General features: G+C 65.8%; 16 protein-coding genes, 1 tRNA gene and 3 pseudogenes. 12 read left to right on the top strand and 8 right to left on the bottom strand.

What is annotated here, in order from left to right; translation table 11 throughout:
- Positions 1–8 precede the first annotated feature (8 nt).
- Positions 9–749, top strand: a complete 741-nt coding sequence (locus GBRO_RS06510) for a 3'(2'),5'-bisphosphate nucleotidase CysQ (protein ID WP_012833179.1) — start codon at positions 9–11, stop codon at positions 747–749.
- Positions 750–1,115: 366 nt separating this feature from the next.
- Here GBRO_RS06510 and cobF read toward each other — a convergent pair whose 3' ends face one another.
- The 3 genes from cobF to GBRO_RS06495 form a co-directional block, all read right to left on the bottom strand.
- Positions 1,116–1,868: a precorrin-6A synthase (deacetylating) gene (gene cobF / locus GBRO_RS06505; RefSeq protein WP_041919764.1), complete on the bottom strand. Its 753-nt coding sequence runs from the start codon at positions 1,866–1,868 to the stop codon at positions 1,116–1,118.
- A 4-nt stretch (positions 1,869–1,872) separates the two neighbouring features.
- The gene (locus GBRO_RS06500; RefSeq protein ID WP_012833177.1) at positions 1,873–2,682 is read right to left on the bottom strand and encodes an SDR family oxidoreductase; all 810 of its coding nucleotides are present in this window, start codon (positions 2,680–2,682) and stop codon (positions 1,873–1,875) included.
- A 1-nt stretch (position 2,683) separates the two neighbouring features.
- Positions 2,684–2,756 (bottom strand) — tRNA-Arg (locus tag GBRO_RS06495).
- 317 nt (positions 2,757–3,073) lie between these two features.
- Between GBRO_RS06495 and GBRO_RS06490 the strand changes: the two genes are divergently transcribed.
- Entirely contained in the window at positions 3,074–4,390 is a 1,317-nt protein-coding gene (locus GBRO_RS06490) for an acyltransferase (protein ID WP_012833176.1), read from the top strand.
- Here GBRO_RS06490 and GBRO_RS06485 read toward each other — a convergent pair.
- Positions 4,387–5,610, bottom strand: a pseudogene (locus tag GBRO_RS06485) (oxygenase MpaB family protein). The gene GBRO_RS06490 and the pseudogene GBRO_RS06485 sit on opposite strands and share 4 nt — an antisense overlap.
- A gap of 139 nt (positions 5,611–5,749) precedes the next feature.
- Between GBRO_RS06485 and GBRO_RS06480 the strand changes: the two are divergent.
- From GBRO_RS06480 to GBRO_RS27505, 3 genes and pseudogenes are all read left to right on the top strand, one after another.
- A complete protein-coding gene (locus GBRO_RS06480) occupies positions 5,750–6,448 on the top strand; it encodes a TetR/AcrR family transcriptional regulator (RefSeq protein WP_012833175.1) in 699 nt (232 codons plus the stop codon).
- Between the two features lie 93 nt (positions 6,449–6,541).
- Positions 6,542–7,009: pseudogene (locus GBRO_RS27510) on the top strand (MFS transporter); the annotation flags it as partial.
- 160 nt (positions 7,010–7,169) lie between these two features.
- Positions 7,170–8,162 carry an MFS transporter gene (locus GBRO_RS27505; RefSeq protein WP_321573978.1) on the top strand — a complete coding sequence of 331 codons (993 nt, stop codon included), beginning with the start codon at positions 7,170–7,172 and terminating at the stop codon, positions 8,160–8,162.
- Between the two features lies 1 nt (position 8,163).
- Here the strand turns inward: GBRO_RS27505 and GBRO_RS06470 are convergent, their stop codons facing one another.
- Entirely contained in the window at positions 8,164–8,598 is a 435-nt protein-coding gene (locus tag GBRO_RS06470) for an SRPBCC family protein (RefSeq protein WP_012833174.1), read from the bottom strand.
- Positions 8,599–8,720: 122 nt separating this feature from the next.
- Between GBRO_RS06470 and GBRO_RS06465 the strand changes: the two genes are divergently transcribed.
- Complete coding sequence (locus tag GBRO_RS06465) at positions 8,721–10,679, top strand: gamma-glutamyltransferase family protein (protein ID WP_012833173.1); 1,959 nt, start codon at positions 8,721–8,723, stop codon at positions 10,677–10,679.
- A gap of 9 nt (positions 10,680–10,688) precedes the next feature.
- On the opposite strand, the gene GBRO_RS06460 is transcribed toward GBRO_RS06465, so the two are convergent.
- Positions 10,689–11,186 (bottom strand): MarR family winged helix-turn-helix transcriptional regulator, encoded by a 498-nt coding sequence (locus GBRO_RS06460; RefSeq protein WP_012833172.1) that lies wholly within the window; start codon positions 11,184–11,186, stop codon positions 10,689–10,691.
- A 96-nt stretch (positions 11,187–11,282) separates the two neighbouring features.
- On the opposite strand from GBRO_RS06460, the gene GBRO_RS06455 reads away from it, so the two are divergent.
- The gene (locus GBRO_RS06455; RefSeq protein WP_012833171.1) at positions 11,283–12,410 is read left to right on the top strand and encodes an FUSC family protein; all 1,128 of its coding nucleotides are present in this window, start codon (positions 11,283–11,285) and stop codon (positions 12,408–12,410) included.
- Between the two features lie 194 nt (positions 12,411–12,604).
- Positions 12,605–14,776, top strand: a complete 2,172-nt coding sequence (locus GBRO_RS06450) for a glutamine synthetase III family protein (protein ID WP_012833170.1) — start codon at positions 12,605–12,607, stop codon at positions 14,774–14,776.
- A gap of 517 nt (positions 14,777–15,293) precedes the next feature.
- Here the strand turns inward: GBRO_RS06450 and GBRO_RS06445 are convergent.
- Positions 15,294–16,742 (bottom strand): transposase, encoded by a 1,449-nt coding sequence (locus GBRO_RS06445; RefSeq protein WP_052298370.1) that lies wholly within the window; start codon positions 16,740–16,742, stop codon positions 15,294–15,296.
- Positions 16,743–16,917: 175 nt separating this feature from the next.
- On the opposite strand from GBRO_RS06445, the gene istA reads away from it, so the two are divergent.
- The 4 genes and pseudogenes from istA to GBRO_RS06425 all read left to right on the top strand — a co-directional run bounded on the left by istA (position 16,918) and on the right by GBRO_RS06425 (position 21,705).
- Positions 16,918–18,474: an IS21 family transposase gene (istA, locus tag GBRO_RS06440; protein ID WP_012832285.1), complete on the top strand. Its 1,557-nt coding sequence runs from the start codon at positions 16,918–16,920 to the stop codon at positions 18,472–18,474.
- A 52-nt stretch (positions 18,475–18,526) separates the two neighbouring features.
- Entirely contained in the window at positions 18,527–19,288 is a 762-nt protein-coding gene (gene istB / locus GBRO_RS06435; protein WP_012832286.1) for an IS21-like element helper ATPase IstB, read from the top strand.
- Between the two features lie 225 nt (positions 19,289–19,513).
- Positions 19,514–20,587 carry an IS630 family transposase gene (locus GBRO_RS06430; RefSeq protein ID WP_012832538.1) on the top strand — a complete coding sequence of 358 codons (1,074 nt, stop codon included), beginning with the start codon at positions 19,514–19,516 and terminating at the stop codon, positions 20,585–20,587.
- Positions 20,588–20,630: 43 nt separating this feature from the next.
- Positions 20,631–21,705 (top strand): annotated as a pseudogene (locus tag GBRO_RS06425) (IS630 family transposase).
- A 363-nt stretch (positions 21,706–22,068) separates the two neighbouring features.
- Here GBRO_RS06425 and GBRO_RS06420 read toward each other — a convergent pair.
- A complete protein-coding gene (locus tag GBRO_RS06420; RefSeq protein WP_012833169.1) occupies positions 22,069–23,691 on the bottom strand; it encodes a PucR family transcriptional regulator in 1,623 nt (540 codons plus the stop codon).
- Positions 23,692–23,713 lie beyond the last annotated feature (22 nt).

Genomic DNA, 23,713 nt, shown 5'->3' with positions numbered 1-23,713 from the left:
GTTAGGAGATGAACTCCCGCCTTTCCGACGCCGAGCTGGCCGCGCGGATCGCCCGGGGCGCCGGCCAGATCCTGCTCGGCGTGCGAGACAGCGATCTGCTGGACGGTCGAGTGCTCGGCGATGTCGGTGACACGATGGCACAGGCGTGGATCTCCACCGTCTTGGCGCGTCATCGCCCGCGGGACGCGGTGTTGTCCGAGGAGGCCGCTGACGTCGGCGACCGCGCCACCGCCGAGCGGGTGTGGATCATCGATCCGTTGGACGGCACAAGGGAATTCGCCGCCGGAACCGCGGACTGGGCCGTGCATGTGGCGCTGACCGAACACGGCGTGGTCGCCGCCGCCGCGGTGTCGTTGCCGGCCACCGGCGAGGTGTTCCGCACCGACACGGTCGAGAAGACGTCGACGCCGCTGACCGGTCGGCTCGCGACGTCACGCTGGGGCGGTTCGTATGAGACCAGCTGGGTGTCGAGCCGGCTGCACCTGCAGATGGTGCCGATCGGCTCGGCCGGCGCCAAGGCGATGGCCGTGGTGCGCGGCGACGTCGACGCCTACGTGCACGCCGGCGGCCAGTACGAGTGGGACAACGCCGCACCGGTGGGAGTGGCGACCGCGGCCGGCCTGCATTGCAGCCGCCTCGACGGGTCGGAGATCGTCTACAACAATCCCCACCCGTACATGCCCGACTTCGTCATCTGCCGCACCGAGATTCGCGACGAGATGATGGCGGCGCTCGACCAGGTGTGGTGACGGGTTCCCTTCTGGTTGAACCGGCAGCCGTTCTCTGCCGGCTAAGCGGCGCCCCTTCTTTTCGCTGGTAGAGCCGGCACGGGCGAGCGAGGCGAGACCGCGCCGTGTCGAAATCATCCGTCCCCATTGTGCTGGTTGAGCCGCGACCGGCGAGCGTAGCGAGTCGGACGCGCGTCGAAACCATCCGTCCCCATTGTGTGCTGGTTGAGCCGCGACCGGCGAGCGTAGCGAGTCGGACGCGCGTCGAAACCATCCGTCCCCATTGTGTGCTGGTTGAGCCGCGACCGGCGAGCGTAGCGAGTCGGACGCGCGTCGAAACCACTCGCAACACAACAACATTCGCAATCAGCGGCCCACCCACCCCGCTCATCCCTTGCGCAGCAGGTAGATGTCCATGATCCACCCGATCCGTTCGCGAGCCTCCGCTCGCACACGGACGATCTCGTCGGTCACGTCCCCGACACGTCCGCTGATGAGGATCTCGTCGTCGGTGCCGAGGTAGGCGCCCCACCAGATGTGGTCGTCGTCCTCGGCGGTGTGCCGAAAGGTGAGGTCGGCATCGAGCATCACGATCTGGTTGGTGTCGGCGCCGGACGGGGTGTCGGCGAGACGCCGGCCGGTGGTGATGTGGATGGGTTCGCCCACCCGGTTCGCGACGATCCCGTGCGCCGCGGTCAGGGCACTCGCACTGGTGACGCCGGGGATCACCTCGACACTCAGGTCGAGTGCCCGACGAGATGCGAGGTCGTCGACGATACGCAGCGTGCTGTCGTAGAGGGCGGGGTCACCCCACACCAGGAAGGCCGCCACCCCACCGTCGGTGAGTTCGGCGAGCAGCGCGGTCTCGATGAGCGCGGCTCGGGCCCCGTGCCAGCGACGTACTTCGGCGTCGTAGTCGTCGGGGTGCCGGTCGCGGGGCGGATCGGTGAGCGCGAGCACTCGCCGGCCGGGCGCGTGGCGGTCGAGGATCTCGCGCCGCGCCTGCAGCAAACCGTCTTTCACCGATCCCTTGTCGAGCATGACGAAGACGTCGACGTCGGCCATCGCGTCGATGGCCTGCAGCGTGATCTGCCGCGCGCCACCCGGTCCGATCCCGATGACGCGCATCGTGATCCGCACGTCGCTAGACCTTGATCTTGGCAAGTCCGTGCTTGCGCGCGGTCATGTCCAGGATGAACTGGCGCGGCAACAGACGACGCAGCGCGAATACGATCGGTGCGCGATTTCCCCTGGCGTAGAAAGGCTTCGGATGCTCTGCCAGGGCCGCTTCGACGATCTGCTCCGCCATCGACGCCCCGCTGATCCCGGCATCCTCGTTACGGCGAGTGGCCGCGGCCAGCGTCTGGTACTCGGCTTTGTAGGGCGAGTCGTCACCGATGTAGATGCTGCGACGATCGCCGATACCGGTCGCGATGGTTCCCGGTTCCACGCTGATCACGCGAATCCCGTAGGGCGCCAACTCCCGTCGTGACGCGAGCGCGAAGGCCTTCAGTGCCGACTTGGTGGCCGCGTAGTTGGAGCGGAACGCCACCGGAAAACTCGACAGCATCGAGCCCACCATGATCACCGTGCCGCGCCGCCGCTCCCGCATGCCGGGCAACACTGCCTTGGTCAACGCGATCGGGCCGAACACGTTGACCCTGAAGAGGTCCTCGATCGCCGACATCGGAGTGTCCTCGAGGGCACCGGCCTGCGATTCGCCCGCGTTGTTGATCAGGATGTCGACCGCACCGACCTCGGCTGCGCATGCGTCGGCAGAGGCATAGTCGGCGTTGTCGAGACGCACATAGGTGACGCCGGGAATGGGGTCGGCCACCGCGTCGGGGTTGCGGCTGGTGCCGAACACGCGGTGTCCGCGAGCGACCATCTGCCGCGCCACCTCGGCGCCGATCCCGCTCGTCGCGCCGGTCACGAGAACGGTTTGCTGAGTCACGTGCTCCCGGCAGGATTCGAACCTGCGACACCGGCTTTAGGAGAGCCGTGCTCTATCCCCTGAGCTACGAGAGCGGGGACTGGGTGAAGTGATGGCGGAAGTTTCCGCTGATCCAACCAGCGAGGAGGCTTCTACCTGGGATGTTCTTCGTCCAGCCCGTGTCGACGACCGCAGTGACTATGGCCGCCGAGTGTGGAGTCTACGGCAGCCGAGCGTTGCGTCCGCAACCTCCCTAGCCGTCCGTTCCCCAATCATCTGTCCCCATAACCAGGGACAACGCCGAAGCTGCTGTGAGCCACGTCACGGCTACAGCGTGCGTTGAGGTTCTTGCCAGAAACGGTCCGTAAACTCAACCACCGCATGTAGGTGAAGACTCAGGAGGACGACTCGGTTGCGGACGGTTGATGAGACGCAGCGGAAAGACGATCGCCGTGATCGTCCGTCGAGTCCTACCGACACTCCGGTGTCGCGTCCGGCCCGGGCGCTGACCGCCGACGCTGTCCGCGTCGTCCTGTTCACCATGGTCGTCGTCACGCACAGCGTGAACGCGATCGCCACCCTCGATGTCACCCGCCAGGCCAACCTCGTCGGCACCCTGCTGCATCTGACCCGGTACGGGTTCGTCGCCGTCACGCTGTACGTGCTGGTCCTGAGCATGCGCGGGAAGAAGATGTCTCCGCTGACCTTCTGGCGTCGACGGTTCGGGCTCGTGGTGGCGCCCTATCTGCTGTGGACGCTGATCTACTCGATTACCGACCACATCATCATCCGCGACAACCCGTTCCCGCCGGCCGGCGAGTTCTTCTCCACCCTCGGCCTGCACGCGGTGGTCGGCGAGGGCAAGTACCAGCTGTACTTCCTGCTCATCTCGATGCAGATCTACCTGGCGTTCCCGGCGCTGGCCTGGATCTACAAGAAGGTCGGCTCCCACCCCTGGTGGATTCTCGGCGTGGCCGCCGCCATCCAGGGCACCACCTTCGTGATCTACCAGTACCTGCCCCGCCCGGGTGGTGAGACGTGGACGTTCATCTACGACCACGGCTGGAAACTGCTACCGATGTACGCCCTGTTCATCGCTATCGGCATGCTGGCGGGCTATCACCGCGAGGACGTCGATCAGTGGATGCGCGACCACGCGGTTGGCGTGATGGTCGCCGCGGGTCTGTGCTTCTCCTTCAGCGTCGCCGTCTACCTGCTGTCGACGACCCCCGGGGTGTTCCCCGTACACGCCAACACACCGTGGAATCCGGCGTCGCTGCCGTGGTACATCGGCGGCTTCGCCCTGATCTGGCTGATCGCCCTGATGTGGAACGACCGCGTGAGTGCCGGCCGGTCGGCCCGTTCGGCAGCCTTCGTCAGCTTTGCCACGCTGCGCGCCTTCGGCGTCTTCGTGGTGCATCCGTTGATCCTGGACATCCTGGCCCGGATCGGGTTCTTCGACTTCCTTTTCGCCGACGGCTTCCCGCACTCGCTGGCCAGCCGGGCGATCCTGCTGGTGGTCCTGGTGCTGGCCATGTCGCTGGTGGCCGTGGAGATCATGCTGCGGTTGCCGTTCAGCAAGTGGCTGGTGGCGCGGCCGCGTATCCCGCTGCGGTTCGACGCGCTGACCCGCCGGCTCCCGACGCCGCCGTGGCGCCGGAGCGAACCCGTCGATTCAATCACCGTCGACGACGCGCTCGCCCCGACACCTGCGGCCACCCAGCACTAGCGGTAGTGCGGGTTGTTGAGCACCGGGATCTCGATGTTGATCGGCATCCGTAGTTCGGACATGTAGAACAGCACGAATTGACGCAGGAACTCGTCGAACAGCCAGTACGCCTCGCGTGGCATCCCGACGTTCAGAAGACCTTCGCGCACAAGAACATACGGACCCCATGCGGTTTCCAGGAGCGGTGTCCAGACGGGTTCGCGCGGGATGTGCAACCAGTCGGCGACCTTGTCGCCGAGCATGAATCGGGTCAGCGCCCCCAGCACCCCGCGCGAGAGCAGGGTCAGGTCGAGATTCATGCCCAGGTCCAGCAGGATGTCGGCGAGCTTCTGCCCCTCGGGCGTCCACGCGAGGATGGGGTCGAGCACCTGACTGGCCTGCGCGTCGGCCTGATCCCACGACGCCGGGATGTACTGATCGTCGACGCCGAGCATGTGTGCGGTGATCTGCCAGGAATGCAGGAATCCCACCTACTCGTCGCGGGCGATGGGCACGTGCCATTTCTCCAGGTTGCGCATGACAGTGGTGGGCAGGCTGTGCCAGGTGACCATGACGTCGGCCTGGCTGATCGGCACCTTCTCGCTCGCGACGTTGCTCCACCACGCCGACTGGGGCAGCAGATGGCGTACCGCCGCGTGGGCCAGGCGGGTCTTGACGCACGTCACCACCATCTCGCCGTCGGGCCGGTAGGCGTTGAGCGAGCCGATGTCGTAGCCAAGCTTCGCGGTCTTGGTGATGCGGTCCTTCATGTCCGCGCCGCCCCGCGAGTAGTAGACGGCCCGGGCCTCCTTGGGGATGACGGTGCTCATCATGCCGCTGGCGAATCCGTACAGCACACCGAGATAGGTGCCGCGCTTCTGGTTGAAGCGGACGGCCGTCTCGAGTTTGCCGCGGTCGGCCCAGGAGGGTAGCTGACGTGCGTGTTCCATGAAGTCGCGCAGTTCGCTGGGCAGGCCCGCGGGCAGCGCCTGGCCATTCTTCGTCCAGCCGCGTAGCAGCTGGTTGACCTTGGGGACCTGGCCTCGATCGAGCAGTCGGGCGACCACCGGATCGGCCTCCGGATCCCACACGGTCCGTGGGTCGGCACCGCTACCGCGGCCGGGCACTGAACCCGCCGGCGACCAGGTCCACGGTGTGACAGGTGCCGCCACCGCGACCGCACCGAGTGCGCCGAGCGTGCCGCCGGTGCGCAAGAGCGTTCGTCTGTTCAGATCATTCATTTGTCCCCGTCCTCCATGTATCAATGTGACAATGACTGTCACCCTGTAACATGCTTAGCACTTCTGTGAGCCCGAACACAGCGGTTTCGCGGATGTCGAGAACGTAAAGTGAAGTCGAACGATCGTTCAGGAGGATTTTGTGCGCGCTGCGCCGCTCGACCCCGAGTCCACCACCCCCTGTCCGTCGGCCGGGGGCGACTCACTGCTCGAGCGCGCCTACCTGCGGGCCCTCGACGCGACCTCCGACGAGGCGGCCGTCGACTCGACGGCCGAACGGCTCCTCGATGCCGCCTTCGACTTGTTCTGCCGCACCGGTATCCAGCGAACCCCGATGGCCAAGGTGGCCGAGCGGGCCGGCGTCACCCGCGTCACCCTGTATCGCAAGTTCGCGACCAAGGACGCCCTCGTCGAGGCCGTGGTCCTGCGGGAGTTCCGCCACTACTTCGACCGGTTCCGAGCCGACATCGCCGACGCCAGCACCGTCGCCGACCGGGTGGTCCTCGGATTCGTCGGATCGTTGCGCGCGATCTCGCACAACCCGCTGATCGGCGGTCTCTCCGACGTCGAGCCGGCGCTGCTCATCGAATCGATGATCGGCGACGACGGTCAGCTCCTGGCGACGGTCGGCCAGTTCGTCGCCGGCCAGTTACGCCGCGAGCAGGCCGCGGGCACGGTGTCGACCGATCTCGACGTCGACCTGGTGGCCGAGATGATGGTGCGCATCTCGGCGTCGTTCCTCACCGTGCCCAGTCGCATCGTCGCCATCGACGACGACGATCAGCTCGCCGCCGTCGCGCGTCGGTTCCTCGTCCCGATGCTGCAGCCGCCGCCACCGTGATCCGCCTCGACCGACAAACCCGCACCTGACCGGCGAATATCACCCGCCACGCGTGAGGCCCATCGGCCACGAGCACCTCTAGTGTCTCCGGTCATGCGCAACTGGTTCGTGATCGCCATCCTCGCGGTATCGCAGTTCGTGACGATCCTCGACAGCACCGTGATGAACGTGTCGATCTCCGAGGTCGCCGCCGACCTCGACACGACGATCACCGGCATGCAGGCCGCCATCACCTTCTACACGCTGACCATGGCGGCGTTCATGCTGACCGGCGGCAAGTTCGGCGATCTGTGGGGACGCACCCGCGCGTTCAAGATCGGCTCCATCATCTACGGCATCGGTTCCCTGATCACCGCGATCAGCCCCAACCTGCCCACCCTGCTGGTGGGCTGGTCGCTCATCGAGGGCCTCGGTGCGGTCCTCGTCATCCCCGCGATCGCCGCACTGGCCGCGGTCAACTACACGGGCAAGGCCCGCGTCACCGCCTTCTCCATCCTCGGCGCGGTCACCGGCCTCGCCGCCGCGGTGGGCCCGCTGATCGGCGGCCTGGTCACCACCTACCTGTCGTGGCGTTACGTCTTCGCCGCCGAGACCGTGGTGATGATCGGGGTCCTGCTGGTCTCGGGCCGCATCTCCGACGAAGCGCGTGACCGCCAGACCCGGATCGATCCGCTCAGCGTCGTACTGTCGGCCGGCGGCATGGCCCTCCGTGGTCCTCGGGGTGCTGCAGTCCAAGACCTGGGGCTGGCTCGCACCGTTGAACCCGCCCGTGATCGGCGACACAACCATTGCGCCGCTGGGGGTTTCGCCGGTCGCCTACCTGATCCTCATCGGCGCGGTGATCCTCTGGATCTTCGTCAACCGTCAGCAGGCGCTGAGCAGAACCGGACGACAGCCGCTCCTGAACGTGCGATTGCTACGCATCGGTGCCCTACGGAGTGGGCTCGCCGGCTTCCTGGTCCAGTACTTCGCGATCGCGGCGCTGTTCTTCGTCGTGCCCGTCTATCTGCAGACCATGCTCGGCAAGGATGCCATGCAGACCGGGTTGAAGATCCTGCCCCTGTCGGCCGGCCTGGTGGTGTTCTCGGTGCTCGGATCCTGGCTCACCGCACGCAGATCCACCCGTTTCATCGCCCGCGTCGGTCAACTCACGATGGCCGTCGGCATCCTGCTCACGCTCGGCGCGGTGGAACCGGCGCTGCGCGGCACACTGTTCGCGGTCGGCATGTTCGTCGTCGGGGCCGGATTCGGTTTGCTGGCTTCCCAATTGGGCAATGCGAACATGTCGGCCGTCGAGGAACGCGACACCTCCGAGGTCGGCGGACTGCAGGGCACGTTCCAGAATCTCGGATCGTCGTTCGGCACCGCGATCGTCGGATCGGTGTTCATCCTGCTCCTCGGATCGGGATTCACCACATCGGTGCAGGACGCGCAGACGCTCAGTCCGAGCCAGAAACAGCAGATCACCACCTCGCTGAACGAGACGGGCGTACCGATCATCTCCGAGGCCGACGCACAGACCCTGGTCGCCCGCGCCGGAGGGTCCGACGACGCCGCCGCCGAAGTGGGTGATCTGTACGCGGACAGCCAGATTCAGGCCCTCAAGCAGGCGTTGTTCGTCGTCTTCGCCCTCACCGTGCTCTCCCTGTTCGCCTCGCGGCGGCTGCCCGACCGGATCGCCAGCGAGGACACCGCCGACGACCGGTCGGACTGACTCACTTGGCGAGGTGTTCGACGATCTTGCCGTCGGTGTAGCGCACCGCCTGATTGGCGAACGGCCCGATGACCGCACCGAGCGCACGGCCGGCCAGCCCACCGGGCAGCGTGTAGCCGAACTCCGCATTCACTCGGGTTCCGCCGTCGGCGTCGGCGAATCGCCAGGTGGTGTCGGCCTTGAAGCCCTCGATCGCCTTCAGAACGATGAGCTCGTTCTCGACCCATTCCACGCACTCGACCGTCGACTTCAGCGTCTTGGGCCCCACGTCGATGGACACCTCGAAGACCGATCCGAGCCCGGACGTCTTGTCGCCGACCGGCGAGAACTCCTTGACGCCGAACATGTATTCGGGCACGTTCTGGTAGGCGTTGATGTAGTCGAAGATGCGTTCGCGCGGTCCGTCGATGACGGACTCATGTCGTACCACTCCCACAGCGGGGCTCCCTCCGGATCAAAGACGTCGCGGGCGGGGCGATGAGTACCCACCCGAAACCGATGGGACCGACTCTATGTGACTGCCACTACAGAATGACAAAGTGACCTACGCTGAGGCGTATGAGACGCCCCCTTGGACGTGCTCACGTCCGCCTGCTCGTCGTCGGCCTTGTGGCGGCGATGGCCCTGACCGCCTGCAGTGACGATAGTTCGGACACCGCCGCCCCGGTGACCTGCGCGGAGATCCCCAACGGGGAGCACATCGCGCCGAGTTCCCAGCAGACCTCGGCGCCCACCGACATCTCCACCAACCCCGAGGTGGCCACCGGCTACCGGACCGGGATGCGCCCGGTGACCACCTCCACCTTTGCCGCTGCGACCGCCAATCCGCTGGCCACCAAGGCTGCCTGCGAGGTACTCCGTGACGGCGGGACGGCCGCCGACGCGCTCGTCGTCGCCCAACTCGTGCTCGGTCTCGTCGAACCCCAGGCGACGGGCATCGGCGGCGGCGCCTTTGCCCTCTACTACGACGCCGCGAGCAACTCCGTGCGCGCCTTCGACGGCCGGGAGACCGCGCCGGCGGCAGCCACCGAGAACTATCTGCGCTACATCAGTGCGACCGACCGCACCGAGCCGCGCCCGAGTGCGCGGGGTTCCGGCCGTTCCATCGGTGTGCCCGGTGCCATGCGGATGCTCGAGATGATCCATCAGCAGTACGGCAGGACGGGCTGGCGGCAACTCTTCGATCCGGCGATCATGCTGGCCGACAACGGCTTCGACGTCTCTCCGCGACTCGCCGCGGCCATCGCCGCCTCGGCTCGCGACCTCGCACCCGACCCCGACGCGCACGCCTACTTCCTCAATCCCGACGGATCACCCAAGACCGCAGGTACCCGACTGACCAACCCCGCCTACGCCAAGACCCTCGGTGCGCTCGCGACCGACGGCGCGGGCGCGCTCTACCGCGGGCCGATCGCCGAGGCCATCGTCGCCAAGGCCTCCAGCACCGCGAACGGGATGACGCCGAGTCTGATGACCACCGCGGATCTCGCCGGTTATCAGGCCAAGGTGCGCGAGCCGGTGGCCATCACCTACCGCGGCCACCAGATCATCGGCATGCCCGGTCCGTCGTCGGGCGGGATCGCGGTGGCCTCCGCGCTGGGCATCCTGTCGAATTTCGACCTACCGTCGATGCGGCCGACCGACGTCGACCGCAACGGCGGCCGCCCCGATCCGGCTGCCGTGCACCTCATCAACGAGGCCGAGCGGCTGGCCTACGCCGACCGCGACAAGTATGTCGCCGACCCCGGCTTCGTGCCGCTGCCCGGCCGGGGAGTGGCCACCATGCTCGACCCGGTCTATCTCCGGCAGCGCGCCGGGCTGATCTCGCCGGACCGCTCGATCGGCAAGGCGACGGCCGGTGACCTCGGCCCGGTCCCGCTGGGCACATACCCGGGTACCGAGCACGGCACCAGTCACATCACCGTCGCCGACAAGTACGGCAACGTCGCCAGCATGACCACAACCGTCGAATCCGCCTTCGGCAGCTTCCACATGGTCGACGGCTTCATTCTCAACAACCAGCTCACCGACTTCTCCGCGAATCCCCGCGACGACGACGGCAACCTCGTCGCCAACCGGGTCTCCCCGGGTAAGCGGCCCCGCTCGTCGATGTCGCCGACGCTGGTGCTGCGACCCGGGACCGACGGTCGGCCCGCCGCGTTGGAGGCCGCGCTCGGTTCGCCCGGCGGTTCGGTCATCATCCAGTTCGTCGTGAAGACCCTGATCGCGATGCTGGACTGGGGACTCGACCCCCAGCAGGCCGTGTCGATGATCGATTTCGGCTCCGCCAACACCCCGGTCTCCAATGTCGGCGGTGAGCACCCGCTGGTCGATACCGCCGACGACGGCGCGAATGATCCACTCGTCCAAGGACTTCGACAACGCGGCGAGCAGGTGTCGGTGGCCGATCAATCGAGCGGGCTCAGCGCCCTGCGGCGCGATGGCTCCGGCTGGATCGGCGGAGCCGACCCCCGCCGCGAAGGTGCCGTGATGGGTGACAACGGGCAATTGCGGTAGGCAGGCCGATCACTCGCCGAGCGAGGCGAGAACCCGTCGCAGCAACTCAGCCAGTTCGTCGCGCTCGTCCGGCGACAACGCGGCCAGCACCTGCTCGTCGTCGGCGAGGCGTCGCGGCAGCTCGGCGTCGACAAGTGCACGCCCGTCGTCGGTGAGTTCGAGGAGGACCACCCGGCCGTCGCGTTCGGAGCGGCGCCTCACGAGCAGATCGCGCCGGGCGAGGGTGTCGGTGAGCTTGGTGATCGACGCCCCCGACAGCGTCGTCGTGGACACCACCTCACTCGCCCGGATGGGGCCATCGGCGCGGGCGAGGGCCCCGAGGATGTCGTACTCCGAGCGCGTGATGCCGTGTCGGTCCAGGTTGCGGTCGAATCGGTGGTTGACCACCGTCGCGAGCCGCTGGATGCGGCCGAGGATCCCGACCGGGGACACATCGAGATCGGGGTAGGCCCGCGCCCATTCGCGCTGGATACGGTCGACGAGGTCGGTCGGCGAATCGGCGGTCACGCCGGAGAGCCTACGGGACCGGGTGTGACGACGACCTCGATCATGACACCGCCTCGACGGTTTATTTCACTAGTAAAATAGTGATAAACTATCTCCATGTTGATGACGACTCCCCTGCCCGCGCACGCCGCGCAGCCGATTCGTCGACGCCTTGCCGCCCTCGCGCATCCCGTTCGCCCCCATGTCTGGCGCAGCGCACTGACCCTCGATCTGAGCAAGGCGTCGTTCGCGGTACCCGTTCGCGTCGGTGTCGCGGTGGGCGGTGTGCTCATCGTCGGCGGGCTGCTCGGGCTCACCGACATCGCCGGGTTCGCCGCTCTCGGCGCACTGGTCGCGGCGTTCTGCCGCCCCGATCCCTACCGGGTGCGCAGCGGACGTCTCGCCGCTCTCGGCGTCGGCATGGTCCTCGCGACGTTGGTGGGCGCCGTGATCGGGGTCTCGGGCGGAGCGTTGGTCACCGAAATCGTGGTGATCGCGCTACTCGCCGGGGCGGCGGCAGCGTTCATCGCGTCGGTGCGCATCGCCGGGCCCGGCGCGGTCGTCTTCGCCTTCGCCGCCGCCGCTGCCGCCGGAGCCGTGCACGACGCCGCCGGACTGGGTCGTGCGGTGGCCGCCACGGCCGTCGGTGCGGCCTGCGGGATGCTCGCGTCACTGGCTCCGTGGCTGTGGCGCAACCTCATCCGGGCCCTACGCCACGACGACTCCGCCGACCCCGATGCGCCGACGGTGCAGTACGAATCGGTCTTCACCGCAGTGGGCCGCGTCCGCGAAACCCCGCTGGTGATCAACGCGGCCCGCACGATGGCCGCCGCTGCGGCGAGTGCCGCCATCGCGGCCGCCGCCGGGTTCGCCCATCCGCTGTGGGCCGCCATGGGTGCGGTGGCCGCACTGCAGGGCATCACCTACCACGTGACCGTGACCAGAGGACTCGCCCGCCTGCTCGGCAACGTCGCCGGCGCCGCCATCGCGGCCGCCCTGCTCGCGGTTCCGCTCGGTTTCTGGGGCGCCGTCGTCGCCATCATCCTGTTCCAGACCATCGCCGAGATCACCGCACCGGTGAACTACACCGTCGCATCGAGCGTCGTCACCCCGATGGCCCTGTTACTCACCGCACTCGGCGCCGGCCTCTCCCCCGCCGCAGCCATCGACCGCGTCGCCGACACACTGATCGGGATCGTGGTCGGCATCGTCATCGCCGCACTCACCATCACCCCCCACGACTGACGTTCCGCAATCCAGGACACCGCACCCCGAATTCGTTTTCGTGCGCGTCACACAGGGGAAACGATCCGCATACACCCCGCTCATAGCGTCGAGTCGCTCGCAAGCCGCATCGCGTCTCGCGGCATCCACCAGCGACGTCGTCGTACGCAGACCCATCCCGGGTGTGCAACGGCGACCCATTCTCAGGAGAGCCCATGAGTGGCAGCATGTCCCGACGCCAGGCGATCAAGGCCGTCACCACCTACAAGGTGCAGACCGACGGCTTCCCCGAACCGTTGGCAGACACCTTTGGTCGCAACGTCTTCAGCCTCTCGGTCATGAAGAAGCGACTGCCCAAACACGTCTTCAAGGCCGTCGCCGCCACCATCGACACCGGCGCACCGATGGATCCGACCATCGCCGACTACGTCGCCGTCGCGATGAAGGACTGGGCGCTGGAGATGGGCGCCACCCATTACGCGCACGTCTTCTATCCGCTCACCGGGTTCACCGCGGAGAAGCACGACTCCTTCCTTGAGCCTGATTCGTCGGGTGCCTCGCTCGCCGAGTTCGCCGGCAAGACGCTGCTGCAGGGCGAACCGGACGCGTCAAGCTTCCCCAACGGCGGACTGCGTGGCACCTTCGAGGCCCGCGGGTACACCGGCTGGGACGTCACCAGCCCGGCCTACATCTGGGAGAACGCGAACGGCAACACGCTCTGCATCCCCACCATCTTCATCTCCTGGACGGGTGAGGCGCTGGACAAGAAGACACCGCTGCTGCGCAGCCAGCAGGCCATGAGCAAGCAGGCCATGCGGCTGCTGAAGCTGTTCGGGCACACCGACGTCGACACCGTGGTCTCCTACGCCGGCGCCGAGCAGGAGTACTTCCTGATCGACGAGCACTTCTACTACGCACGCCCCGACATCATGACGACAAGCCGAACCCTGTTCGGCGCCAAGCCCTCCAAGGGCCAGGAGTTCGACGACCACTACTTCGGCGCCATCCCCGCACGTGTCCTGGCCTTCATGTGCGAGCTGGATCGGGAACTGTTCAAGCAGGGCATCCCGTCCAAGACCCGGCACAACGAGGTGGCCCCCGGCCAGTTCGAGCTGGCGCCGGTCTTCGAACGCTCCGTCCTCGCCCACGACCATCAGCAGTTGATGATGACCATCATGAAGGCCGTCGCCGAGCGCTACGGCATGAAATGCCTGCTGCACGAGAAGCCGTTCGCCGGTGTCAACGGGTCGGGCAAACACGTCAACTTCTCCCTCGGCAACGGCAACCAGGGCAACCTGCTCAACCCCGGCGACACCCCGCACGAGAACATGCAGTTCCTCACCTTCTGCGGAGCCATCATCCGGTCGGTGCACAAATACGGCGGGCTGCTCCGCGCGGCCGTCGCGTCGGCCTCCAACGACCACCGGCTGGGCGCCAACGAGGCTCCGCCGGCGATCATCTCGATCTTCCTCGGTGAGCAGCTGATGGACGTCTTCGAGCAGATCGCCAAGGGCGGCGCCACCGGGTCCAAGGCCGCGGGCGTCATCGAACTCGGCGTCGACACCCTACCGCCGCTGAAGGCCGACCCGGGTGATCGCAACCGCACCAGCCCCTTTGCCTTCACCGGCAACCGATTCGAGTATCGCGCACCGGGTTCCAACCAGTCCATCTCCGACCCGATGGTCGCGATCAACACCATCCTCGCCGACTCCCTCGATCACATATCCAGCGAACTGGAGACCCTGCTCGCCGACGGGACGGACCTCCCCGACGCCGTACAGAAAGTGTTGCAGGAGATCATCAACGAGCACGGTGCGGTGATCTTCAACGGCAACGGGTACTCCGACGAGTGGCAGGAGGAGGCCGCCGCACGCGGCCTGAAGAACCTGCGCACCACCGTCGATGCCGTCACCGAGTACACCTCCCCCGAGGCCATCGAGATCTTCGAACGGTACGGCGTGCTCTCCGCCCGCGAACTCAAGGCGCGCGAGGACGTCATCTTCGAGTACTACGCGCTGACGATTCTGGTGGAGGCCAAGGAAACCGCGGAGATCGCCAAGACGATGATCCTGCCGGCCGCCATCCGCTATCAGGGTGAGCTGGCCGGTACCGCGGCGTCGATGAAGATGGCTGGCATCGAGGTCGAGATGCCGCTACTCACCGAGATCACCGCGATCATCGCTGATATGCAGAAGGCGATGGTCGTGCTCGACGAGGGTATCGCCGGCATGCACGGTGAGAGCGAATACGAGGAATCCCAGTACGCGCTGGCCACCCTGATCCCGGCGATGGCGGAAGTTCGGGAGGCGGCCGACAAGCTGGAAGCCATTGTTGCCGACGATCTCTGGCCACTACCGACCTACAACGAGATGCTCACGATCCTCTGACCGTCTCGCCTGCTGGTTCAGCCGACACCACTGCTGCTGGTTGAGCCGGCACCACTGCTGCTGGTTGAGCCCGCACCACTGCTGCTGCTGGTTGAGCCGGCACGGACGAGCGAAGCGAGACCGAGCCGCGTCGAAACCACCCGCAACACGACAACGTCCGCCACCACAGCAGTCCGGCCAGTGATTGCGAATACCGTTATGTCACCAATGGTTTCGACACGACTCTCGCCTAGCGGCTCGAGTCGGCTCAACCAGCAAAAAGGGGGAACGGCCCGACACCACTCCTGCTGGTTGAGCCGGCACGGACGAGCGAAGCGAGACCGAGCCGCGTCGAAACCACCCGCAACACAACAATGTCCGCAACCACAGCAGTCCGGCCAGTGATTGCGAATACCGTTATGTCACCAATGGTTTCGACACGACCCTCGCCTAGCGGGGTGTTGCGAAATGGCTTCCTGGACTGTGCTCGCTGATTGGCGCCGCGAAGTAGCGGGCTGGGTGCTCGCCTGGTGGGTGGTTAGGCGGTGGCCGGGGTCAGGTGTTTGGTCGTGATGGCTTTGATCAGGTTGTTCACGAGTGCGTGGAAGGTGATTTCTGCTGTGGCGCGGCGTTTTCCGCGGCTGGTGAAGCTTCGGAATCCGAGGTTGTGTTTGGCGTGTCCGAAGGGGGTTTCGGCGATGTGGCTGCGTTGACGGTAGAGGGCGGCTCCCTCGGAAGTGGCCAGTCGGTGAGCCATCTGCTCGATCGGGGTGGCCGTGGATGGAGGTGGGCCGGCGGTGGGATTGTTACGGGCGGCGCGGTGGACCTCGCGGGATTTGCCGGTGGCGATGAGGCGGTCAGGGCCGGGAGAGGTTAACGCCTCCTCGGATAGGTAGCCGGTATCGGCCAGGATGACGCCAATGCCGGTGGCCTTGGCGCCCTCGGGGCGGGCGGCGTCGATGATCTGCGCTGCGTGCACGGCCCGTTTGCTCATGCCGGTGAACATGGCGCCGTCGGAGGGATTGTTGGTCACCTCAACCGCGATGATCAGGCCATCAACGCTGGTCACGGCCTGACAGTTGTAGCCCTGAATCCATCCACCGCCACGCATTGGCATCAACCGGGACTGCGGGTCGGTCATATTGCGTTGCGGCCCCACCTGCGGGCGCTCGGCAGCCACCTTCTCGGCACGGGCGATCGCCTTGTCGAGCCGCTTGCGTGCTTCGATGACCATGACCGCCTCATCCATCGACTTGACCGGGCGTCCCGGCCGACCCGGATGCCAGCGGTCGATCCGCTCCTGCTGGCGGGTCCTGACCCGCTCGTAGGACGCCTGCAGTTTGCTGACCTCGGCCCGGGCCTGGTCGACCGGATCCGTGCCGGTTTCGGGCATCTGGGCCAGGGCTTCGGAGATCCGTTGTGCCCGCGTGCTGGGCTCGGCCAACGGAGTCGGGAGCCGATCACCACGGTCATCCTGTCGGTCCTCGGCATCATCGGTGGCAGCGTGCTCGCGATTGGCTTGCGCTGCTTCGGCAGCCAACGCTGCACGCAACCCAGCTTCGGTACGGTTGGCGCTCTTGGAGGCGTTCGAGGCGATCTTGACCCCGTCGAGGGCCACCACCCCCAACTCGCCCATCCCGACCCGCGCACACAACGCCAGCACCTGGGTGAACAGGTCTTCGACGGCGTCGGCACACTCGGCGCGGAACCGCGAAATCGTCGCATGATCGGGCACGTCACCAGCACAGATGACTCGATAGGCGATATCGCGGTGACACAATCGTTCCAGCTTGCGGGAGGACCTTTGCCCTTGCGCCCATCCCCAGATCAGCAAGGTCAGCAACATATCTGGGTGATATCCGGCTCGCCCGACCCCGCCGACCTTGCGCCGGGCGTGCAGTTTACTGGTATCGAGCTGCGCGACGGCCTCAATGACCAGCCACACCGGATCATCATCAGCCAACCACTCCCGCATGTCAGCGGTCATGTAATTCCCCAGGTTGGTGGGGTTGTCCGTCACGTAATTCCTCACCTGTCCGTCACGTAATTCCCCACCCTGGGGCGTGTCGGGCGGGGTTGGGGTGCTGCTACAGGTTCGCTCCTTGCAGGGCCCCTTCCCGGGCCCCTGGAAGGGGCCTGAGGTGGCACGGAGGACGTTGACGATGACCCAGCTGTTGGAGTTGTTTCGGCATTGGTATGCCGGACGCTCGCAGGTACAGATTTCCCAGGCGTTGGGCCTGGATCGCAAGACCATCCGCAAGTATCTCGCGCCGGCGCTGGCGGCGGGAATGAGCCCGGGCACCGGGGACAAGTTCGACGAGTCGGTGTGGCGGGAGTTGATCGGCGGCTGGTTCCCCGAAGTTGTCGATCCCTCGACGCGGGCGGTGACGTGGCCGCCGATCGCCAAGCATCATAAGTGGATCAGCGGCCAGCTCGATGCCACGGTGACGGTGGCCACGATCGCGCAACGTCTGCGCGACGACCACGGGGTTGATGTGTCGGAATCGTCGGTACGCCGTTATGTGACAGCACATTTCGCTGACAAGATCAACGAGAAACGCGCAACCCCACCACGACCCCCGGTACCTGCAGGCGAGGAAGCCCAAGTCGATTACGGCAAGCTCGGGATGTGGACCAACCCTGAGACCGGGAAGCGGGTGTCGGTGTGGGCGTTCGCGATCATCCTGTCGTGCTCGCGGTGGTTGTTTGTGCAGCCGGTCCTCAAGATGGACCAAACATCTTGGTGCGCTTCGCATGTGGATGCGTTCGAGTTTTTCGGCGGCGTGCCCGAGCGAATCGTTTGTGACAACCTCAAGACCGGGGTCAGCAAGCCTGATCTCTACGATCCGCAGATCAACCGGGCCTACGCCGAACTCGCCTCGTTCTACGAGGTGCTGATCGATCCGGCGCGCGCGTTCACTCCGAAAGACAAACCGCGCATCGAGCGCCCGATGCCCTACATTCGGGACTCGTTCTTCACGGGCCGCGAGTTCACCAGCCTGCCGCAGATGCAACAGGCCGCCCTCGACTGGTGTCTGAACGTGTACGGCCGCCACGCCCACCGCGGGATCGATGGGGTGCCGCCCGCCGAACTGTTCGCGCAGATCGAACGGGATGTGTTGACTCCGTTGCCGCCCAGACGATTTGAACGTGTCACCTACCACGTGGGCAAGGTCGCCCCCGACTGTCATGTCAAGGCGGGCACAGCGTTGTACTCGGTGCCGTGGCGGCTGATCGGCTCACACGTGCGGGTCCGCACGTGCGGGGATATGGTCCAGGTCTTCGCCGACGACCAGGTCGTGGCAACCCACGTACTGCACCTGAGCGGACGAGCAACCAACCTCGAGCACTATCCGCCGCACAAGGTCGCCTACCACTCCCGCCCGGTGGCGTGGTGCCGCAAGCAGGCCGAAGAGATCGGCGAGCACGCGGTCGCAGTCGTCGCTGAACTCTCCGAGGTCAATGCGATCCACCGCCTGCGCGCGATCCAGTCCATCGTCGGCTTGCGCACCAAGTATCCCGATGACCGCATCAACGCCGCCTGCGCCCGCGCGATCGCCGTCGGCGATGTCGGGCCACGCACCATCAAAGGCATCCTGATCGCCGGTACCGAATACGACGACACCATCACCACATCGCCGGTAGCGCCGACACCACCGGCATTTCTGCGTGGCCCGCACGCCTTCGCCGACGACCTCGACACGGCAGCCGGCCAGTAGACCTCACACCCAATCCCATTAACTACCAGCTTATTCCACTAAGGACGTTCTGATGACCATTCATGATCCCAGCCTGCGAGCCGCGTTGAAAACGTTGAAGTTGACCGGCATGCTCGACACCCTCGACGCCCGGCTGGCCCAAACCCGCGCCGGCGAACTGGGTCACCTGGAGTTCCTGCAGGTGTTGTGCGAAGACGAGATCGCCCGCCGTGAGTCCGCCGCCCTGGCGCGGCGCGTGCGCCGGGCCCGCTTCGAACAATCAGCAACCTTCGACGACTTCGACTTCACCGCCAACCCGAAACTGCCCGCCGCGATGCTGCGTGACCTCGCCGCCCTGCGCTGGCTCGACGCCGGCGAATCAGTCATCCTCTACGGACCCGTCGGAGTCGGCAAAACCCATGTGGCACAAGCACTCGGCCACCAAGTCGCGTTACGCGGACACGACATCCGATTCGTCAAATGCGCCCGCATGCTCGCCGACCTCGCCGGCGGCCACGCCGATCGCACCATCGGGCAACGCATGCGCGAATACACCCGCCCCGCCGTCCTGATCATCGACGACTTCGCCATGCGCGAACACACCACCACCGGCTCCGACGACCTCTACGACCTCGTCTCCGACCGCGCCATCGCAGCCAAACCCGTCATCCTCACCAGCAACCGCGCACCCAAAGACTGGTACCCCCTGTTCCCCAACCCCGTCGTCGCCGAATCACTACTCGACCGACTCATCAACACCAGCCACCAGATCCTCATGGACGGCCCGTCCTACCGACCACGCAAACGCCCCGGACGAACACCGAAAACCACCTAACCCACAACCCCAGCTACCCTCAACCCAGCACACCCGAACATGGGGAAATCCGTGACGGACACACCTGGGGAATTACGTGACCGTCGACACGCATACTCGGCGGCAGCAAATAGTCCTGATCACGATCTACCGGACGATATCCTTTGGCCACCAATACATTATCCCCCAAACACGGCGGCTAGTGGTCCGGGGGATAAAATAGTTTACGTTTGATAGTATGTGGGAATGGTGAATCGTGCTGCGGCTCCGCTGTTGTTGGTTGATGGGGATCGGGCACGGTTGGAGGGGTTGGTGCGGGCTTCGACGACGCCGGCCGGTCTGACGCGGCGGGCTCGGATGTGTTTGATGTCAGCCGATGGAACAGCGAAGGCCGACATTGCCGCGGTGGTGGGGGTGTCACGGCCGACGGTCGACAAGTGGCTGCAGCGCTACCGGGTTGGTGGGGTGGAGGCGTTGGTCGATGAGCAGCGCTCGGGGCGCCCGACCGAGATTGACGAGTCCAAGATCATCGCCGCCACCTTGCAGCGGCCACCGAAATCTCTGGGAGTCACCCACTGGTCGGCCCGCTTGTTGGCGCCGCGGGTCGGGGTCGATCACACCACGGTCTCGCGGGTGTGGCGCAAGTACAAGGTCACCCCCTGGCGCAGCGAGACGTTCAAGTTCTCCAACGACCCCGACCTCGACGCCAAGGTGGTCGATGTTGTTGGCCTGTATATGAATCCGCCGGAGAATGCGATCGTGCTCAGCATCGATGAGAAAAGCCAGATCCAGGCTCTCGACCGCACTCAACCGACGTTGCCGATGGCGCCGGGGCACTGCGAGCAACGCACGCATGATTACATTCGTCACGGCACCACGACCTTGTTCGCCGCACTAAACATCGCCACCGGCGAGGTCACCACCCAATGCAAACCGCGTCACCGCCATCAAGAGTTCCTCGCGTTCCTCAAACACGTCGCGAAAACCTATCCCGACCACCACCTGCACCTGGTCATGGACAACTACGGCACCCACAAGAAAGCCGAGGTAAAGGACTGGCTCGCCCAGAACCCCCGGATCACAGTGCATTTCACACCGACTTCCGGATCCTGGATGAACATGATCGAGGCCTGGTTCGCCATCATCGAACGCCAAGCGATCCACCGCGGCACCTTCACCAGCGTTCCCGACCTCGTCGCCGCCATCCGCCGATTCGTCACCAGCTGGAACACCCGCTGCGAACCATTTGTGTGGACCAAACCCGCGAATGAAATACTCGACAAAATCAAACGTAAACGAATTTCAAACACGGGCCACTAGTGGTCCGGGGGATAAAATAGTTTACGTTTGATAGTATGTGGGAATGGTGAATCGTGCTGCGGCTCCGCTGTTGTTGGTTGATGGGGATCGGGCACGGTTGGAGGGGTTGGTGCGGGCTTCGACGACGCCGGCCGGTCTGACGCGGCGGGCTCGGATGTGTTTGATGTCAGCCGATGGAACAGCGAAGGCCGACATTGCCGCGGTGGTGGGGGTGTCACGGCCGACGGTCGACAAGTGGCTGCAGCGCTACCGGGTTGGTGGGGTGGAGGCGTTGGTCGATGAGCAGCGCTCGGGGCGCCCGACCGAGATTGACGAGTCCAAGATCATCGCCGCCACCTTGCAGCGGCCACCGAAATCTCTGGGAGTCACCCACTGGTCGGCCCGCTTGTTGGCGCCGCGGGTCGGGGTCGATCACACCACGGTCTCGCGGGTGTGGCGCAAGTACAAGGTCACCCCCTGGCGCAGCGAGACGTTCAAGTTCTCCAACGACCCCGACCTCGACGCCAAGGTGGTCGATGTTGTTGGCCTGTATATGAATCCGCCGGAGAATGCGATCGTGCTCAGCATCGATGAGAAAAGCCAGATCCAGGCTCTCGACCGCACTCAACCGACGTTGCCGATGGCGCCGGGGCACTGCGAGCAACGCACGCATGATTACATTCGTCACGGCACCACGACCTTGTTCGCCGCACTAAACATCGCCACCGGGCGAGGTCACCACCCAATGCAAACCGCGTCACCGCCATCAAGAGTTCCTCGCGTTCCTCAAACACGTCGCGAAAACCTATCCCGACCACCACCTGCACCTGGTCATGGACAACTACGGCACCCACAAGAAAGCCGAGGTAAAGGACTGGCTCGCCCAGAACCCCCGGATCACAGTGCATTTCACACCGACTTCCGGATCCTGGATGAACATGATCGAGGCCTGGTTCGCCATCATCGAACGCCAAGCGATCCACCGCGGCACCTTCACCAGCGTTCCCGACCTCGTCGCCGCCATCCGCCGATTCGTCACCAGCTGGAACACCCGCTGCGAACCATTTGTGTGGACCAAACCCGCGAATGAAATACTCGACAAAATCAAACGTAAACGAATTTCAAACACGGGCCACTAGCGGCCACACGACAAGCCGGAAACGCGAACAAATCCGACCTCATTTCGCAACACCCCGCTAGCGGCTCGAGTCGGCTCAACCAGCAGAAAGGGGGACGGCTCGAGTCGGCTCAACCAGCAAAAAGGGGGAACGGCCCGACACCACTCCTGCTGGTTGAGCCGGCACGGACGAGCGAAGCGAGACCGAGCCGCGTCGAAACCACCCGCAACACAACAATGTCCGCCACCACAGCAGTCCGGCCAGGGATTGCGAAACCTGTTGTGTCACCAATGGTTTCGACACGCCTCTCGCCTAGCGGCTCGAGTCGGCTCAACCAGCAAGAGGGGCGGCTCGAGTCGGCTCAACCAGCAAAAGGGGGCAGCGTCACCGAACCCGCAACGACAACGCCACCACCAGCCGGGTGGCCGGGTCATCGAGGTCCATCCCGGTGAGCGTCTGGATACGACGAAGGCGGTAGCGCAACGTGTTCGGGTGTACCTGCAGATCTCCGGCGGCGGCCCGGACGTCGCCGAAGTGGTCGAGGTGGGCGCGCAGTGACTCGGTGAAATCGCTCCCCGTCTCCTCGTCGAGGCGGACCAGCTCGGCGACCCGCGGATCGACGAGATCCGGGTTCGCCGAGAGCATTCCGACGATCTCGCCCAGCAGCACACCGGTGCGGGACCGTTCGACGGTAGTCACATCGTCGATCAGATCACCCTCGCGTTCGGCGGCGTCGAGCACCTGGTCGGCATGTGCGCGCAGGTCGGGCACCTCGCCCAGCCCCTCTGCGGGACCGGAGATCACGGCGCGCACGCGGACCCCGAACTGCCGGTCGGTCGCGGCGACCGCCACCCGCGCCCACGCAACGGCTGCGTCGGCACCGACGCCCGGCAACACAACATATGCTCGCGCCCCGATCAACGTGGTCACCGACAACGGGCTGAAAGCGCTGGCGTGCAACATCAATGCCGACACCTGACCGGCCACCTCGTCAACGCCCCCCGCGGTCACGCCAACCGCATTCACCCCGAAGGCGACCACCGTCACCGACGTCGACGCTTCTATGCCGAGTTGAGTCCCGAGGTATCCGGCGTCGACGACTTCACCGCGGCCGCCGAGCAGCCGCCGAACCAGTTCGTCGTGGTCGGTGCCCACCGCGCGGCGCCGTGCGATCACCCGCGCGGCCACCGCAGCCGCACCCTTCAGCACCTCGGGCGCATCGTCGGACAGCGCCCCGCGACCCTCCTGCAGCCAGACGACACCGAGGAAGGTTCCCGCTCCCGTCACCCCGGTCCCCGCCGGGGTGCGGATGGCCACCGCCAGCCGTCGACGTAAGCCGAGATCGGACCGCTCGTCGACGGTGACGACCTGCGCGGAGGTCCGCAGCGCGTCCATGACGCCCCACTGCCGCAACCAGGCCAGCATCTCCGGCGGGCCTTCGCGGCCCAAGATCGACAAGCGGCGCAGTTCGTCGGCCTCGTCACCGGCGGTGCTGTAGGCGAGCACGTGGGATCGCTCGTCTTCGATGCTGACCAAACCGCCTGTGCGACGGGCGACCTCGCCCGCCAGCTCGAAGAGATCACCGGTGCTGCCCGAGCGCATCGATTCGCCGGTCAACTCGGTGCGGGCACCGTCGAGGACCCTGATCACCAGGTTGTAGATGCGCTCCCATCGGGCATGGGGTTCGACGGCGATCATGGCGATTCCGAGTCGCTCGGTGAGTGCCGCGAGTTCCGCGGACGGCGATTTGGCCATGATGGCCACCGGATGCGCTCCGCCCAGCCCGGAGACGAGCTCGCGCAGCGTGGCGTCGTCGAGCCCGACGGCGAGGAACAGGTCGGCCGACCGGACGGTGCGGCCCAGCCCGTAGCGGATGTCGTCGATGTCGACCATCGCGGGTGTTCCGATGGGGACATCGAGTCCGCGGGGCGCGGTGACCAGCGTCGCCACCGTCCGGTCGAGTGCCAGCAGGAGCCGACCCAACGACACTCCGCTCGACGACGTCATGAGCCCCAGTATCGCTACTCGA

Origin of the sequence: Gordonia bronchialis DSM 43247, from assembly GCF_000024785.1 — a bacterium.
In the GTDB taxonomy this organism is placed as follows: Bacteria; Actinomycetota; Actinomycetes; order Mycobacteriales; family Mycobacteriaceae; genus Gordonia; species Gordonia bronchialis.
The sequence above is the reverse complement of the archived record's forward strand: the minus strand, read 5'-3'. Positions and strand labels throughout refer to the sequence as shown.